13 protein-coding genes are annotated in these 15,022 nt (G+C 33.8%); 2 read left to right on the top strand and 11 right to left on the bottom strand.

Going from position 1 to position 15,022, the window contains the following annotated elements:
- Nucleotides 1-355 precede the first annotated feature (355 nt).
- Both BLW20_RS03290 and BLW20_RS03285 read left to right on the top strand, forming a co-directional pair.
- Complete coding sequence (locus BLW20_RS03290; protein ID WP_091096301.1) at nucleotides 356-766, top strand: CPBP family glutamic-type intramembrane protease; 411 nt, start codon at nucleotides 356-358, stop codon at nucleotides 764-766.
- An 87-nt stretch (nucleotides 767-853) separates the two neighbouring features.
- Nucleotides 854-1,228 (top strand): hypothetical protein, encoded by a 375-nt coding sequence (locus BLW20_RS03285; RefSeq protein WP_091096299.1) that lies wholly within the window; start codon nucleotides 854-856, stop codon nucleotides 1,226-1,228.
- Nucleotides 1,229-1,396: 168 nt separating this feature from the next.
- Here BLW20_RS03285 and BLW20_RS03280 read toward each other — a convergent pair whose 3' ends face one another.
- From BLW20_RS03280 to BLW20_RS03225, 11 genes are all read right to left on the bottom strand, one after another.
- Nucleotides 1,397-1,828: a hypothetical protein gene (locus tag BLW20_RS03280; RefSeq protein WP_143037727.1), complete on the bottom strand. Its 432-nt coding sequence runs from the start codon at nucleotides 1,826-1,828 to the stop codon at nucleotides 1,397-1,399.
- 7 nt (nucleotides 1,829-1,835) lie between these two features.
- On the bottom strand, nucleotides 1,836-2,216 hold the full coding sequence (locus BLW20_RS03275; RefSeq protein ID WP_143037726.1) for a hypothetical protein: 381 nt from the start codon (nucleotides 2,214-2,216) through the stop codon (nucleotides 1,836-1,838).
- Nucleotides 2,217-2,989: 773 nt separating this feature from the next.
- Nucleotides 2,990-4,585, bottom strand: a complete 1,596-nt coding sequence (gene pgi, locus BLW20_RS03270; RefSeq protein WP_091096294.1) for a glucose-6-phosphate isomerase — start codon at nucleotides 4,583-4,585, stop codon at nucleotides 2,990-2,992.
- 1 nt (nucleotide 4,586) lies between these two features.
- Nucleotides 4,587-5,822 carry a peptidoglycan DD-metalloendopeptidase family protein gene (locus BLW20_RS03265; RefSeq protein WP_091096322.1) on the bottom strand — a complete coding sequence of 412 codons (1,236 nt, stop codon included), beginning with the start codon at nucleotides 5,820-5,822 and terminating at the stop codon, nucleotides 4,587-4,589.
- Nucleotides 5,823-5,827: 5 nt separating this feature from the next.
- Nucleotides 5,828-6,763, bottom strand: coding sequence for a tryptophan 2,3-dioxygenase family protein (locus BLW20_RS03260; RefSeq protein WP_177165018.1), 936 nt, complete (start codon nucleotides 6,761-6,763; stop codon nucleotides 5,828-5,830).
- Nucleotides 6,763-7,533: a DUF3108 domain-containing protein gene (locus BLW20_RS03255; protein WP_091096291.1), complete on the bottom strand. Its 771-nt coding sequence runs from the start codon at nucleotides 7,531-7,533 to the stop codon at nucleotides 6,763-6,765. Before BLW20_RS03255 ends, BLW20_RS03260 begins: the two co-directional genes overlap by 1 nt.
- A 269-nt stretch (nucleotides 7,534-7,802) precedes the next feature.
- Entirely contained in the window at nucleotides 7,803-8,963 is a 1,161-nt protein-coding gene (gene hppD, locus BLW20_RS03250; protein ID WP_091096289.1) for a 4-hydroxyphenylpyruvate dioxygenase, read from the bottom strand.
- Between the two features lie 95 nt (nucleotides 8,964-9,058).
- Nucleotides 9,059-9,424, bottom strand: coding sequence for a four helix bundle protein (locus BLW20_RS03245; protein ID WP_245725266.1), 366 nt, complete (start codon nucleotides 9,422-9,424; stop codon nucleotides 9,059-9,061).
- Nucleotides 9,425-9,584: 160 nt separating this feature from the next.
- Nucleotides 9,585-10,742: a homogentisate 1,2-dioxygenase gene (locus BLW20_RS03240; protein WP_091096287.1), complete on the bottom strand. Its 1,158-nt coding sequence runs from the start codon at nucleotides 10,740-10,742 to the stop codon at nucleotides 9,585-9,587.
- Nucleotides 10,743-10,937: 195 nt separating this feature from the next.
- Nucleotides 10,938-13,148, bottom strand: coding sequence for a patatin-like phospholipase family protein (locus BLW20_RS03235; protein ID WP_091096285.1), 2,211 nt, complete (start codon nucleotides 13,146-13,148; stop codon nucleotides 10,938-10,940).
- Between the two features lie 517 nt (nucleotides 13,149-13,665).
- Nucleotides 13,666-15,021: a TolC family protein gene (locus BLW20_RS03225; RefSeq protein WP_091096281.1), complete on the bottom strand. Its 1,356-nt coding sequence runs from the start codon at nucleotides 15,019-15,021 to the stop codon at nucleotides 13,666-13,668.
- Between the last annotated feature and the right edge of the window lies 1 nt (nucleotide 15,022).

The raw sequence follows: 15,022 nt of genomic DNA, 5'->3' as shown, positions 1-15,022 counted from the left end.
ATCAAAACCCAAATCTGGTGTACGCTCATCGCACAATTGCTGATGCAGGTATTGAAAGTGAAATCGGAAAGCAAAAAAGCGTTTTCAACCATTGCCGCATTGGTCAGAATACACCTGATCAGCCACGTTGATGTGTTTTGGATGGTGCAAAATAGCCGAAGGACATACCAAAAACGAAAAAAGCGAAATAAATCACCCTGCCTTCAGACTTCTTTGTTCTAAAATAAGGGGGAGGTGGGTTTTGGGGAAACTAAAAAGATGTATTGATATTCAATAGATTAGCAACTAATTTTGCCCTATTTGAAAGATTGCCCGTTTAGTAGTGAAAGTTTATATTTGCAGAAATTCAGCTTAAATGAAACAAATAGTACTTGATTTTTGGAACTTTGTAAAGAAACCAAAGGATATTCAATATTCAGGAAATGAAAAAGCTTACAAATGGAAAGTGTTTTTTGCGCTTTTCGTTTTAAATATATTAATTACAATCGTGTATTTAGGGTTGTCCTCCTTAATTTCATATTTTTATCCCTTAGAGCATAAATTAGAAAACATAGATTTTGGACCTATCTTAACGTTTTTATTGCTTGTGATTTTAATTCCATTGATTGAGGAAATTGTTTTTCGATTGGGATTGAGAAGAGAAGGAATCGTAAAATCTTTGTTTACCGAAGAAAAGTGGCATCGTTATTTTTCTATATTTACTTATCTTTCTGTAATTACTTTTGCCTTAATGCACGGAACTAATTACCTTTTTGATAATTATTAGCTACTATTGTTAGTACCTTTACTTACCATATCTCAATTTTTCACCGGGTTTATAAATACCTATTTACGTGTTCGGTTTAATTTTTTTATGGGATTTGCATTTCATGCTTTTTGGAATTTTACAGCTATCTTTTTAACGAGTTCCGCTTTTGTGTTATCTCCAAAGGAAACAGTAATAACCCATAAAAATTATGAGTTAAATATTGAAGAAAAGAATTTTTTAAGCCATTCGTCAGGAGAAATGTTATTTACAATAAATAATGACACCATTTACCAATTGGAAAGCAAGGGGTTTAAACTAAAAGACATCTTAGAATCCATTGACAGCATCAAAATGGATTTTATACCAATTTCTGATTATGTAGATATAAATCTTAAAACAAACAAAGGAATTCTAAAAGATTCACTGTTGATGATTCTTGAAAATGAAGGCTATATAGAAAAGAAAACACAAACCAATTAGTTTGCGTTTTTGTTTTTTAAGTAATAATTCAACAAAAAGCTCGTTGAACAATCGTGTTGTTTAATGTGCTTTTCTTTTAATTCGGCTTTAATGTTGTTTGCTAATTTTTTTTTTACTTTTCGCTTAAAAATGACCTATAACTATTCCAATATCACTTTAAACAGGCTCTTATTTGTATATTTTTTCTCTAACAGCTTTTTCTATAATTTCATTACCATATTTTTTCTTTAATTCTACTATGGTAAAAAGATATTTTTTTTGAATTGGCTCAATGATTTCCCTCTTATGATCTAATTCTTTCTTAAATTGTATCGCCTCTTCCGTACTCTTAAAATGAACCTTTCCTAAATTTTTAGTTATAAAATCACTGAATTTTAAGTCGGGATCATAAGGAACTCCATTTAGCATTTCCGTAAATTTAATACTCATATTTATCCAGGCAAGATAATCAGATGAACTGAAATGACTTTTAAATTCTGCTTCAAGATCTTGAAAGTCTTCAGATTTTATAAATCTTTCATACTCGTCATCACTTTGTGAATATACATTTACTGTAATTAATAAGAATAAAAAGATTATATATTTTAAACATTCCTTCATATCATTGTTAATTTTGAATGCATAAATCATATGTTCCTCCACAAATTTCCATCTCTTGCAACATAGTTTGATCAGCCTGAGCAACGGCAATCCTTTGGCTGTTCTCATCTGAAATTGTTAGTGCTGCTTTAATATCACTCTGATAATTACGAGTTGCCCTCTTAGTGCAATCTAACAAATCTTCCCTACAAGTTGAATTAACTACATTAATTGGAAAATAGTAATTCTCTGCAACATAATCCACCAATGTAATCTCTGCATTTTTAAAAAAGTCAACAACACCAGGAAATTTTTTATGTTCAACATCTTTCAAATGGACAACGTTATGCCACATATAAATAGCTTCAGATACATTAGAAAATTCCGTCTTTGAAATATTTTCTTCCAAATAAGTTTCAACACTAACATTAAATGGAATATTTAAACCTTTTAATTTAGAATTAAATGCGTTAACCGCTAATGATGATTGAGCATATTCTTCCGAATTAATATATTTTTTAAATAATTCATCAACGTCTTGATAGGTATGTCTATTGTTTACTTTTGCATAATTTAAGTTGTTATTGATATTGTTCTCACTATAACTTAGTGATTCATTATCAGAAGAACAAGAATAAATAATAGGTAATCCTCTATTAATAATAAAACTATCTTTTTTATATATTTTTCTTTAGTACACGACAAAAATTAAACATCTGTTTGTTTCAGACAAGACCTAACAGGTTTTTAAAACCTGTTAAGTCTGAAAATCAGTAAGTTATTTTTTATAATGTTTTGTCGTGTACCATAATATTTTTCCATAAATAATTTGAGAACATAGCTTTTATATCTTCACTTGAAAAGTTAGACATATTTTGTTTAGCTACTAATTGTATTTCCGGAACCTCATTTTTTGAGTTAATAACCTCTTGATCAGATGAACAAGAAAAAGTTAATGCCACGAAAGTACAAGAATTGTTTTTTTATCTATTTATATTTTAACAATTAATGATTTCTAAATATAGAAAACGTGTCAAAAATAAACAAATTAAACAGATTATTAACTTTTTTTTAACACCTTCATTCTGTATTAGACCTTAAAACACACAAAGGAATTTTAAAAGATTCACTGTTGATGATTCTTGAAATTGAAGGCTATATAGAAAAGAAAACGCAAACCAATTAGTTTGCGTTTTTGTTTTTTAAGTAATAATTCAACAAAAAGCTCGTTGAACAATCGTGTTGTTTGATGTGCTTTTCTTTTAATTCGGCTTTAATGTTGTTTGCTAAAACTTTTCCGTATTCCACGCCAAACTGGTCAAAACTGTAAATGTTCCAGATAAAACCTTGTACAAACGTTTTGTGCTCATACATTGCCAACAAACTTCCCAAAGATTTAGGAGTGAGCTTATCTATTAAAATGGTATTTGACGGACGGTTGCCTTTAAATTCTTTATATTTTGCGTTTTTATCGGTGTCTTCGTCGGTGTGGTGGTAATTACCTTCTTTTCCGTTCATTAACGCTTCGGTTTGTGCAAAGAAGTTTGCCATTAACAAATCGTGCAGGTCACTTGGAAAGTACGGATTTACAAATCCAATAAAATCCGTAGGAATCATCTTTGTGCCTTGATGAAATAACTGGAAAAATGCGTGTTGAGAGTTTGTTCCCACTTCGCCCCAAACAATGGTTCCGGTTTCATAATTAACAGGATTTCCTTGTCGGTCGGTATTTTTGCCGTTACTTTCCATAACTACCTGCTGTAAATATGCCGGAAGCATTTTTAATTTATCTACATACGGAATGACTGCTTCGGTTTCAAAACAAAAAAAGTTGTTGTACCAAACAGAAAGCAATGCCAGAATTACCGGTATATTTTGTTTAAACGGTGTGTTTATAAAATGTTCATCCATTTGATGGGCTCCATGTAAAAGTTCTTCGAAACGATCAAACCCAATAGACAACGCCGTGCTTAAACCCACCGTGCTCCACAATGAATAACGCCCGCCAACGTAATCCCACATCGGAAAAATATTTTGCTGTTCTACGCCATAATTTACTGCTTCTGCGATATTAGACGAAACGGCGACCAAATGGTACGACGTTTTTAAATTATTTTGTAACAGCCATTCTTTGAAAATATCGGCATTGCTGATTGTTTCTAATGTGGTAAATGATTTTGAAACAATAATAACCAATGTGGTTTCTGCTTGCAGCTTCTTTTTTAAACACTGAATACTGTCGTTATCAATATTTGAAATGTAATGGACATTTAAATGATTTTTATAATCAGCCAAAGCTTCGGTAACTAATTTAGGGCCTAAATCAGAACCACCAATACCGATATTGATAACGTCTGTAAACGCTTTTCCGGTTGATCCTTTTAGCGTGCCGTTAATGATACTTTCGCAGAAATGTTGCATTTGCTTTAAAGCAGCAGCCACATCATCTGTTTGTTTGTCTTTAGATGTTCTTAGATCAGTATGAAGTACTTTTCGGTTCTCGGTTTCATTAATGATTTCGCCATTTACCAAGGCATCAATTCCTGTTTTTAATCCGGTTTCTTCTGCCAATTCAATTAATAAATTTATCGTTTCGGCTGTGATTCTGTTTTTTGAAAAATCGATTAAAAAATCGTTCCATCTAATATTAAATTCCCGGATACGATTTGGGTTTTGAGCAAAAAGCTCTTGCATTTTCACAAATTGAATTTCATAAAAATGCTTTTTTAGCTTTTGCCAGGCTTGTGTTTCTGTTGGGTTATTTTTTAGTAATGACATTTTAATCGAATTTTTCTAAGATTTTATCGTCAATAGCTTTTTTAATAGGTTCTATTTGCGACAAATATACGGGTAATTCTTTCTTGTCCATCTCTAACGAAGTAGGTAATTTTTGTCTTAAAGGATCTACCTGAACACCATTTTTCCAAAAACGGTAGCAAACGTGTGGTCCGGTTGCCAAACCTGTACTTCCTACTTTTCCAATTATCTGTCCTTGCTGGACACGCTGCCCCTTGCGAACCAAAATTTTCGACATGTGAAGGTATTGGGTAGTATATGTTTTATCGTGCTTTATTTTTACAAAGTTTCCGTTACCCGATGTATAACCTGTTTGAATAACCACACCGGCTGCGGTTGTCATAATAGGCGTGCCGTGTGGTGCGGCATAATCGGTTCCGTTATGTGCTTTGAAACGCTTTTGTACCGGATGAAACCGGTTGTTTGAAAATTTTGATGTAATGCGGAAATATTTCAAAGGCGATTTTAAAAACATGGTACGCATTTGCTTGCCTTTTTCATCATAAAACTGTGCATTGTTCTGATTTTTTTGTTTAAACGGAAAACCATAAACATCTTTATCGTTGTAATTAAAATAGGCTCCTAAAATTTCTTCGGTTCCCACGTAAATAGAATCGTTAATATATTTTTCACGGACAGATAAGGCAAACTTGTCACCGCGTTTAAATTTAAAGAAATCAACGCTCCATGCAAATTGTTTAGACAAAGCTGTTGCCAATCCCGGATCTAAACCTTCTTTTTGAATGGAAGCCGATAAAGAACCGTCTATTTCACCGGCAATGGTTTTAACTTTGTACGTAACAGGATAATTTACCGTATACGCATGAATTGAATCGCGGAAATCAATCACCTGAAAACCCATTTTATCGGGTTCGTAAATCATTACTTCTAAACGTGGAATGGGGTCTTTTGTTTTTAATAAGGTAAATGTTTTACCTGCCTTTATTTTACGTACATCAAACGAATCTTTGATTTTACTTACAATATCGTGAATTTCGGTAGCATCGTAATTGTGTCTTGCCAGTATCAAACTTAGGTTGTCGCCACGTTCCACCGTATCGCGTTCCATGTGGTATTCATTTAAAGAAAATCCATAAGCAAACTCAGGCTTTGTTTCCGCTTTATCAGCAACAAACACCTCGGCAAACTCGGGTTCGGTTTGTTTTTTACACGATATTACTGCGAAAAAAAGGACAAAAAATGTTATTACTTTTCCAATTTTCATTACAAAGCGTTTTTCCCCCAATTCGCTAATTCTTCATCACTCCACAATTCCGGAAAGAAAATACGTCGTTGGTATTCCGGCAGCATATATTTTTTCCAATCGCTGCCACCCGTTGCTTCTTGTGGGCCAGCTTCGCTTTCTATGTATTTTTTTGCCGCTTTAAAATGCCCGATAACCCAGGTAATATTCACCGTTTTATCATAATGGCGCATGGCTGCACGCAAATCTTCGTTTTGTTGATCTTCTTCTGGCAGTTGCTTAAATTTACGCCAAAGGTTTGTGGTATTGTATTTTTGCATGAAATCAATGAATTCTTTCTTATATTTTTTCTCAAATTCATTAATTAAATATGATTTTTTTCCTGTTTTGTAATCTTTGCCGGCAGCTTGCCAGTACAGATGTTCAAAAGCGTGTTCGTACGGAGTGTTTCTGTCGATGTTTTCACGGTAACGGGCATCAATCAAATTGATTAAATCGGTAGAAGCAAATTCAATTAAACGGTATTGTGCACTTTGAAAACCGCTTGCCGGTGTTAACGTGTTGCGGAATTTCAGATATTGTTCTGTCTCCATTCCGTCACCCATGATGGTAAACGATGTGGTTAACATATCAAAATAACGCGAAATTCTGCCTAAACGTTCGGTAAAGAATTTCGTGGTTGGATTCTCTGTTGAACACACCTGCTCTATTTCCCACAAAATCATTTTAAACAGCAATTCGTTTACCTGATGATACATGATAAATACCATCTCATCGGGCAAGGTAGAACGCTGAATTTGTAAATTTAACAGTGCATCTGTCTGGATATAATCCCAGTAAGTTATGGGTTTTTGCCAAAGCAATCCTTCTAAATGCGTATCTAATTTTTGATCTATTTGTGTGAATTTGTTTTCTAAAGCTTCAATTTTTTGTTTGCGTTCGTTTGAAATCTCCATTATTCTATTACTTTCAAATTAGTTTTTAAATTTTTATACTGAATTAATTCTGCCTTTAAAGAACCAACAAGTAAACTTGCCTGAATTTTTAACGGAATACGGTTTTCATCGTTTGAAACCCACATGGTTAAACTCTCTTGTTCTTTAAAAACACGACCCGACATGACATACGGACGGAATTTCATAGTATTTACAGTTCCAAATTTAGTTTTAATTTTCTCATAACCCATAAATTTTAATTTAAATTTAAAGGTTTCATCGTCAAAAAACATGTCAATTTGAATTGTTTCGCCGGTTTTGATACTTTTCAGTTTGTCCTGGTTACGCAAATAATAAAACGCCGATATAACATCCTGAATTTCTGAATGAACATTATATGTTTTCTCTGTTTTTGCTTTATAGTCTTTCAGCAAAACCGTATTATTGGTATAATTTATAAAGCCTTCCTGATTTTTGGTATATCCGCCTTCGTTTATTTTACGTATAAAACGATAAGGCTGCCCGGTGGTTTTATCAAAATAACTTTGATAATCGTCTTTTACTTTAAAAAATGCTTTTGATACACCGGTGGTATATCCTTCGCCTTTTGCATGATACACTTTTTTACCGTTATAGGTGGTTTCTTTCAGCTCTAAAGTTGCAATTCCGGCATTAATAAACCCATAAGATACCTGAAATTTGAAGTATTCGCCCGATTTAAATGCCGACTCCTGACTAAAACCAACGGCAGATAACATTAATAAAATAAAGGTTAAAAACGTATTCTTCATATTCTTTTCAATTTTTTTACGAAAGATACAAAACAATATCTATTCCAAAGTTATTAAAAACAAAAAAACCCGGCTGTTACCAACCGAGTTTTTATGCTATTAACCAACCAAAAAACTATAAATTATGAAAAATTTATTACACTTAAAAAAGTATCTTACTACCCTTTTTTTGTGAGTGCAAATGTATAAACTTTTATATAGTTAAAAAAATACATTTTAAAATTTTAACTACTTTTTAACTTTTAATGGTTAATTGCTTAATTTTCAGATTATAAAGTACCGCGTTTTTCTTGCTCTCTTTCAATAGATTCAAACAACGCTTTAAAGTTACCTGCACCAAATCCGCGAGCACCCATACGTTGAATTACTTCAAAGAACAACGTTGGACGGTCTTCTACCGGTTTTGTAAAAATCTGTAACAAGTATCCTTCTTCATCGGCATCAATCATAATTCCTAATTTTTGTAATTCGTTGATGTCTTCTTTGAATTTATCCATGTGATCTTTCAAACGCTCAGGAATTGCATCATAATACGCTTGAGGCGGAATTGACAAAAATTCCACACCGCGTGCTTTCATATCAGATACCGTTTTAATGATATCGTCTGTAGCAACTGCAATGTGCTGAACGCCTTCTCCTTCGTAAAAATCTAAATATTCTTCGATTTGTGATTTCTTTTTACCTTCTGCCGGCTCGTTAATAGGGAATTTAATTCTTCCGTTTCCGTTTGCCATTACTTTAGACATTAATGCAGAATATTCAGTAGTAATTTGTTTGTCATCAAACGATAAGAAGTTCACGAAACCTAAAATATCTTCGAACCATTTTACCCAAACATTCATTTGGTTCCAACCTACGTTTCCTACCATGTGGTCAACAAATTTTAAACCTACCGGTGAAGGGTTGTAATCACTTTCCCATTTCACGTAACCCGGTAAAAACAATCCGTTGTAGTTTTTGCGCTCTGTAAACAGGAATACGGTTTCTCCATACGCATAAATACCTGCCTGGATTACTTCGCCGTTTTCATCAGAAGTTACTGTTGGTTCCATAAAAGATTTTGCACCTCTTTTAATTGTTTCTTCGTATGATAAACGAGCATCTTCTACCCATAAAGCCACCACTTTTACTCCGTCTCCGTGTTTTTTCACGTGCTCGCCAATAGGCGACTGAGAGTTTAAAGCTGTTGATAAAACAATGCGTATTTTATCTTGTTTGATCACATAAGAAGCACGATCACGTACTCCGGTCTCTAATCCTGAATAGGCTTCAGACTGAAAACCAAAAGCAGTTTTGTAATAATGTGCTGCCTGTTTTGCGTTTCCTACATAAAATTCTACATAATCAGTACCTAAAATTGGTAAGAAATCTTGTGCTCCTTCAAATATTTTTTCTAATCCGTACTCAACAGATTTTAATTCGTTTGACATATTTTTTTAATTTAGATAATGTGCTAATTAGGCAATTAGATAATTATTTAACAAGTGTGCTTTTCTCATTAACTAATTGTTCCATGACACATTGGTTAGTTATTTCTTTTTGTTGTTGCTATTATTTTATTCAATATTTTTAAAATCTCTGATAACTCGTTTAAAAGAAAAATACAGTCGGGATAACTTTCTAATTCATTGCATAAAAACAACCAGAATTCGGTTTCATCGGCTTCTTTCATTGCAATTTTAAGTTTGTGTACAAAATCTGCTTTACTTTCGGCATTTTGGGCTTCTTTTACATTTGCACCAATAGATGTGCCCGATTTCAGCACTTGATTTGCTAGTACAAACTTTCTCTTAGATTCTAACAATTCTGCATAAACTACAATGTTTTTAGCAAATTCAAAAGTTTTTAAAAGAATTGCATTGTTTTTGTATTTCTCATTAAAAGTTATCAATTTTAATTTAATAATTTAGATAATGTGGCAATTAGATAATTTTAGGGAATGTGATAATTACTTAATTAGACAATATATTAATTTTCTAACTGACCTGCTTTTTCATTGTAAGATTTTCCTTATTGACTAATTTTCTCATTAACTAATTGGCTAATTGACATTACTCCAACCACGATTTATAATAATCCTCATCGGCTATCTTCATGGCTTCTTCGGTAACCTTTAAAGGTTTAAAGGTATCAACCATTACGGCTAATTCTTGTGTATCTACTTTACCTATGCTTCGTTCCATTGCTCCAGGGTGCGGTCCGTGGGGAATACCTGCCGGATGTAATGAAATATGTCCTGCTTCGATATCGTTTCGGCTCATAAAATCACCATCGACATAATACAATACCTCATCAGAATCGATGTTGCTGTGGTTATATGGCGCCGGTATTGACTCAGGATGATAATCATATATACGGGGTACGAACGAGCAAACCACAAACGCATCGGTTTCAAATGTTTGATGTACCGGTGGCGGTTGGTGAATGCGTCCTGTAATGGGTTCAAAATCGTGAATTGAAAAGGCATACGGAAAGTTATACCCGTCATATCCCACCACATCGAACGGATGTGTTGCGTAAATCATATCAAAAATTTCGTCTTGCTTGCGGACTTTAATTAAAAACTCCCCTTTTTCGTCATACGTTTCCAATTCTTCAGGTCGGCGAATGTCGCGTTCACAAAACGGCGAATGTTCCAATAACTGACCAAACCAGTTGCGGTAACGCTTTGGCGTATAAATTGGACGTCGCGATTCTACGATAAACAAGCGGTTATCATCTGTATCAAAATCTATCTTGTAGATTACTCCACGCGGAATCAACAGGTAATCGCCATATTTAAAATCTAAATTTCCTAAAATAGTACGTAGTTTACCGGTCCCTCTGTGAATGAAAATCAACTCGTCTGAATCGGTATTTTTATAAAAATAATCTTGTGTCTTTCCAGAAGGGGCTGCCAGTGTTATGGTAACATCGCTGTTTGTTAAAACGGCTTTACGGCTTTCTAAATAATCTTCTGTTTTAGGCACTTGAAAACCACGCAAACGGTACGATTGTATATTATTTGCCCGTGCAATTTTTGGTGCAACACTGTAAGAACCTTTAATTTCTTTAACCTGTGTGGGGCGGTGTTCGTGATACATATTGGTTGACATACCATCGAAACCAACGGTACCAAATAATTGCTCGTAATAAAAACCACCGTTTGGCTTCCGGAATTGCGTGTGACGTTTATGTGGTATATTTCCTAATTTATGATATAAAGGCATAATTTGTTTTGTTTTTAATTTTTAATAAAAGCATAGAAAAGCCTTCTTCATTCAGGGTTGCGTTTAATGAAGTATTTTAGTTTCGATAATAATCCTTGCCATGTTTTCATACTTAACAAATATAAAAACATTTTTTTTTGATTTTATTAATTTTAACCTAAAAATAAAAGGCTCATATAAAATGATTTAGACTATTTAAAACCAAAACCCTAAACTAAACCAGGTGTAATGTGTTTTTACTTCAGGCGAATAAGATTGTTTAATTTCCAGCGGACCAACAACGGTTTGAAAGCCATAACCCAGTGCATAACCCGATTTAAGTGGAAGTTCTAACCAGTCGTTATATTGAAACATCGCGTTTTTAAGGTACATGTAATTTGCTGTAAGGTTTAAATGGTGCTTTTTATAAAAACAGTAATCGATCCGTATAAGTGTTTTTAAATACGAATTTGAATTAAGACTTAAAAAATCGTAGCCATAAAAAGGTTTTATGTTTGAGAGTGATTGAAAACCATAACCGCCTAAAAAGTAATTTAAGTTAGACGACGGCAAACTACCAACGGTTATACCAACATCTCCTTTTAGCTCTACCGATACACGGTCAAAAAACGTTTTAACAACGCCTAATTCGCCATTAATTTGAGTAAAAGGCTCAAAACTTTCGTTGTAATCAGATGAAAATAACGTATGTTTTATTTCGGCATTAAAATTCACTCCTTTTGTAGGAAAGTATTTGTTATCATACGTATCCAGAATCACATTAAAATACGGGCTTAAATAATGACTGTTATCTAACCAGCTTTTGCCAAAATAAACATTTGATATATCGGCAATTTGGTATTTATGCTCAACACCCAAACCGATCAAAAATTTATCATTGTAGTAATTCTGCAGGTACAATCTGTTGGTAAGATCCGTCCAATCGGCATTAAAAATATCCGAAAGAAAGATCTGATCTGCCAAAAAGTCTTTGTCGTAAGGTTTTACATTGTATTTGAATTTATTCAACCTGCTTTGCATTCCAAAACTCCAACGCAAACCATTATCTACCAAATAATTAAAATTATACCGAACATTGTCTCCGAAAATAAAATCAAACGAAGCCACATCGTTTTTAAACAATAGTTTTTTCTGGGTTACGTTTACCAATGCGGCACTTTTGTAAAGGTGGTCAAAATGTAATCCGAATTTTAAAAACCTGTCTACCGTGCTTTCTTTTAGGTTAAGCACCAAATAATCGCCTTGCTCATCTCCTTTTTCAAAATGATAATTGATGGAACTGAAATTTTGGGTGGCATTTAAATTGGTTATTCCTTCTTTTAGCTGGTTAAACGAAACACATTTATTGTCAAAATAACCTAATTTACCAAAAATATAATCTTTGTTGTAATTTTTAAGGTCGTTCATTTTTACCGAATGAACTAAGATTTCATCGTTAATAACGTAATCGGGCAGCTTGTTTTTCTTGTAGCCCGATCCAAGCTTTTGTATGTCAGCTAATTTTTCTGTTGCCGCATCAATTCCTTTCTGAATGATCTCGCCACCTTTATCAAACGTAATGACCGAATAATTAGAAATATCCGGTTTTATGTAAATATCAGTTGCTTTTATTTTTTCTTCCATTCCGCTATACATTCCGTAATTGGCAATTTGCATCAAAATATCAAAAATGCCTTTAATATCACTTCTTTCTTTTTTTCCGTCTTGTACATCAACACCAATAATGATGTCGGCACCTTTTTTACGGATTTCTTCAATGGGATAATTGTTCACCACACCGCCGTCTATCAACAACCGATCATCGATTTCAACAGGCGTGTATAACGAAGGAAACGCACCACTTGCCAAAATACTCTGTGGCAGATTTCCGCTTTCTAAAATAACGGCTTCGCCAGATACCACATCAGTTGCCACACATAAAAAAGGAATGGGCAGTTTAGAAAAATCGCTTTCATAACGTACGTGTGCCAATAATTTGTTCATTAAATTATAATTGTACATACCCTTTGAAAGAGATACCGGACTACCAATTTTAAAATCGTTAAAAGGGAGTTGCAGGGCGTAAATCTCGTCGTTTCGTTTTTCGTAAAAAGATTTTGCTTTTCTGGGGATATAGTCTTGCAGCAGTGCATCGGCATCAACCGATTTAAAAATAGAATCTAACTGCGAAGCGTTGTAACCCGACGCGTACAAACCACCAATAATGGCTCCCATACTTGTACCGCCAATGTAATCAATTTTTACGCCTTGTTCTTCTAATACTTTGAGTACGCCAATATGCGCCAGACCTTTTGCACCGCCCCCGCTTAATACCAATCCAATTTTTGGACGTTGATTTTCTTGTGCCGAAATTGTCAGCGAAATCAGCCCAAAGTAGCAAAGAAAAAGATGGAATAAACGTTGCATACACAAGAAATAAAATTCTTCATAAATCTAAGACTTTTTTAATGATTGACCGCAAAGTTTACTGGTTAAAATTTTAATAAAGCAGCTGTTACCTGTTATTCTGAATGGAGTAAAAAATCTTTTGAGAATTAGATAGATATTTCTTTCGTAGGGATGACAAATACAATCTTGTTTCTGAATGGAGTGAAGAATCTCATAACAATCTAAAATTTTATTTTACATTTTCAAAGAAACAAGAATCAGAATATAAAGAAAATGCATCAAAGGAATAAGACTTATTAAAATCCAAATTAAATTTTTCTTCAGATTATTTTTGATCGTATCATAAATAAGAATACTATTTACTCCCGACCAAATTATAGATATAAAAAACATCCCCCAACCTAACATCTTCAGTATAGGGTATAAAGGTTTATGTATTCTTACAAGCTCTGAATAATGCATTATTAGCATTCCTATTATTAACAAGAGAATATTTACAACCGAAATGATTTTAAATTTCTTATTAACCATTTAACTAATTTCGCTGAATAATCGGGATACCGAAATAGAACTCCAATATTCTGGTACGGAACAAATAATCGTATTTTGTACGCAATAAATCGGACTGTGTGTTTACCAACAATGTTTGCGACTGGTTGTAATCAAAAGCGGTTGCCATTCCGTTTTCAAAACGTTCTTTGGTGTAACGGAATGCTTCTTCACGTGCTTTCAGCATTTCTACTGTTGCCAGATATGTTTCCATAGCTCCTTTGGCATCGGCATAAGCGGTATAAATATTGCGTTCTAAATCTAATTCGGTTTGTTCTAAAGCCAGCCTGTTTTTTTCTAAATTAACTTTGCTTCTTTCTACATTATTTCGTGTGAGAAACCCGTTGAAAACAGGAATGTTTAACTGCAAACCGAAATTGTGCCCTTTGTACATATCAAACTGTTCAAAAAAGGGTTGCGGACGCATTACGCCACCTTTCCCATCAGGAATATCTGCATACGAAACGCGGGAACTAAAGCTGTAAAACCCTACCAGCGAAGGTAAATGTGCACCTTTTGCAATATCTACATCTTTCTCGGCAATTTTTACATTGTTTTCGGCAATCTTCAATTCGGTACGCTCTTGTCGGGCTTTATAATAAATTGATTCAGGACTTTCAAAAAAGATGGTGTTCGGTTCAAATTCGTATTCTACATCAGCAATATCAAACTCTTTGAAATCTTCCATCTGCAGCAATTGTGCCAGACTCATTTTTGAAACCAGCAACGCATATTCCGCCTCAATAATCCGTTGTTTATCTGTTGCAATGGTTGCCTTCATATCAAACAAATCTCCACTTGGAATCATACCTGCATCAACCAAGGCTTCTGAACGCACCAACTGCAAACTGTCTGTTAAATACTGTTGCTTTTGAACCTTAAGGTTTTCCTTGTTGAACAATATCTGCAAATAAGCATTTACTACGTTTAGGGCAACATCTTCTTCCATTTTAAGATGTTGGTATTGTGAAGAGATTAATGCTAATTTTGATTTGCGGAACCGGTTTTGATTTTGCAAACCTCTGAAAATATCTATGCTGGCAGAAGCACCCATAGAAGTAAACTGTGTGGTTTGATTTTCTAAAATACCTGTTGTAATATTGGTGTTTAAACCTGTATTCCACGAATGCGAAGCTGTTGCGTTAACCACCGGAAAAAAACTTCCGTACGCATCTTTTTTATCAATTTCGGCTAATTTGTTATCTAATTCTATCTGTTTTACAGACACGTTGTTCTCCATCGCGTGATTGACACATTCTTGCAACGTCCATTTTTGTTGAGAGAACGCTGTTACCCCAAAAAACAAACAAGCTGATACAATTATTTTTGATGTAATTTTCATA

The organism is Paenimyroides marinum, from assembly GCF_900108395.1.
GTDB classification, from domain to species: Bacteria; Bacteroidota; Bacteroidia; order Flavobacteriales; family Flavobacteriaceae; genus Flavobacterium; species Flavobacterium marinum.
The sequence above is the reverse complement of the archived record's forward strand: the minus strand, read 5'-3'. Positions and strand labels throughout refer to the sequence as shown.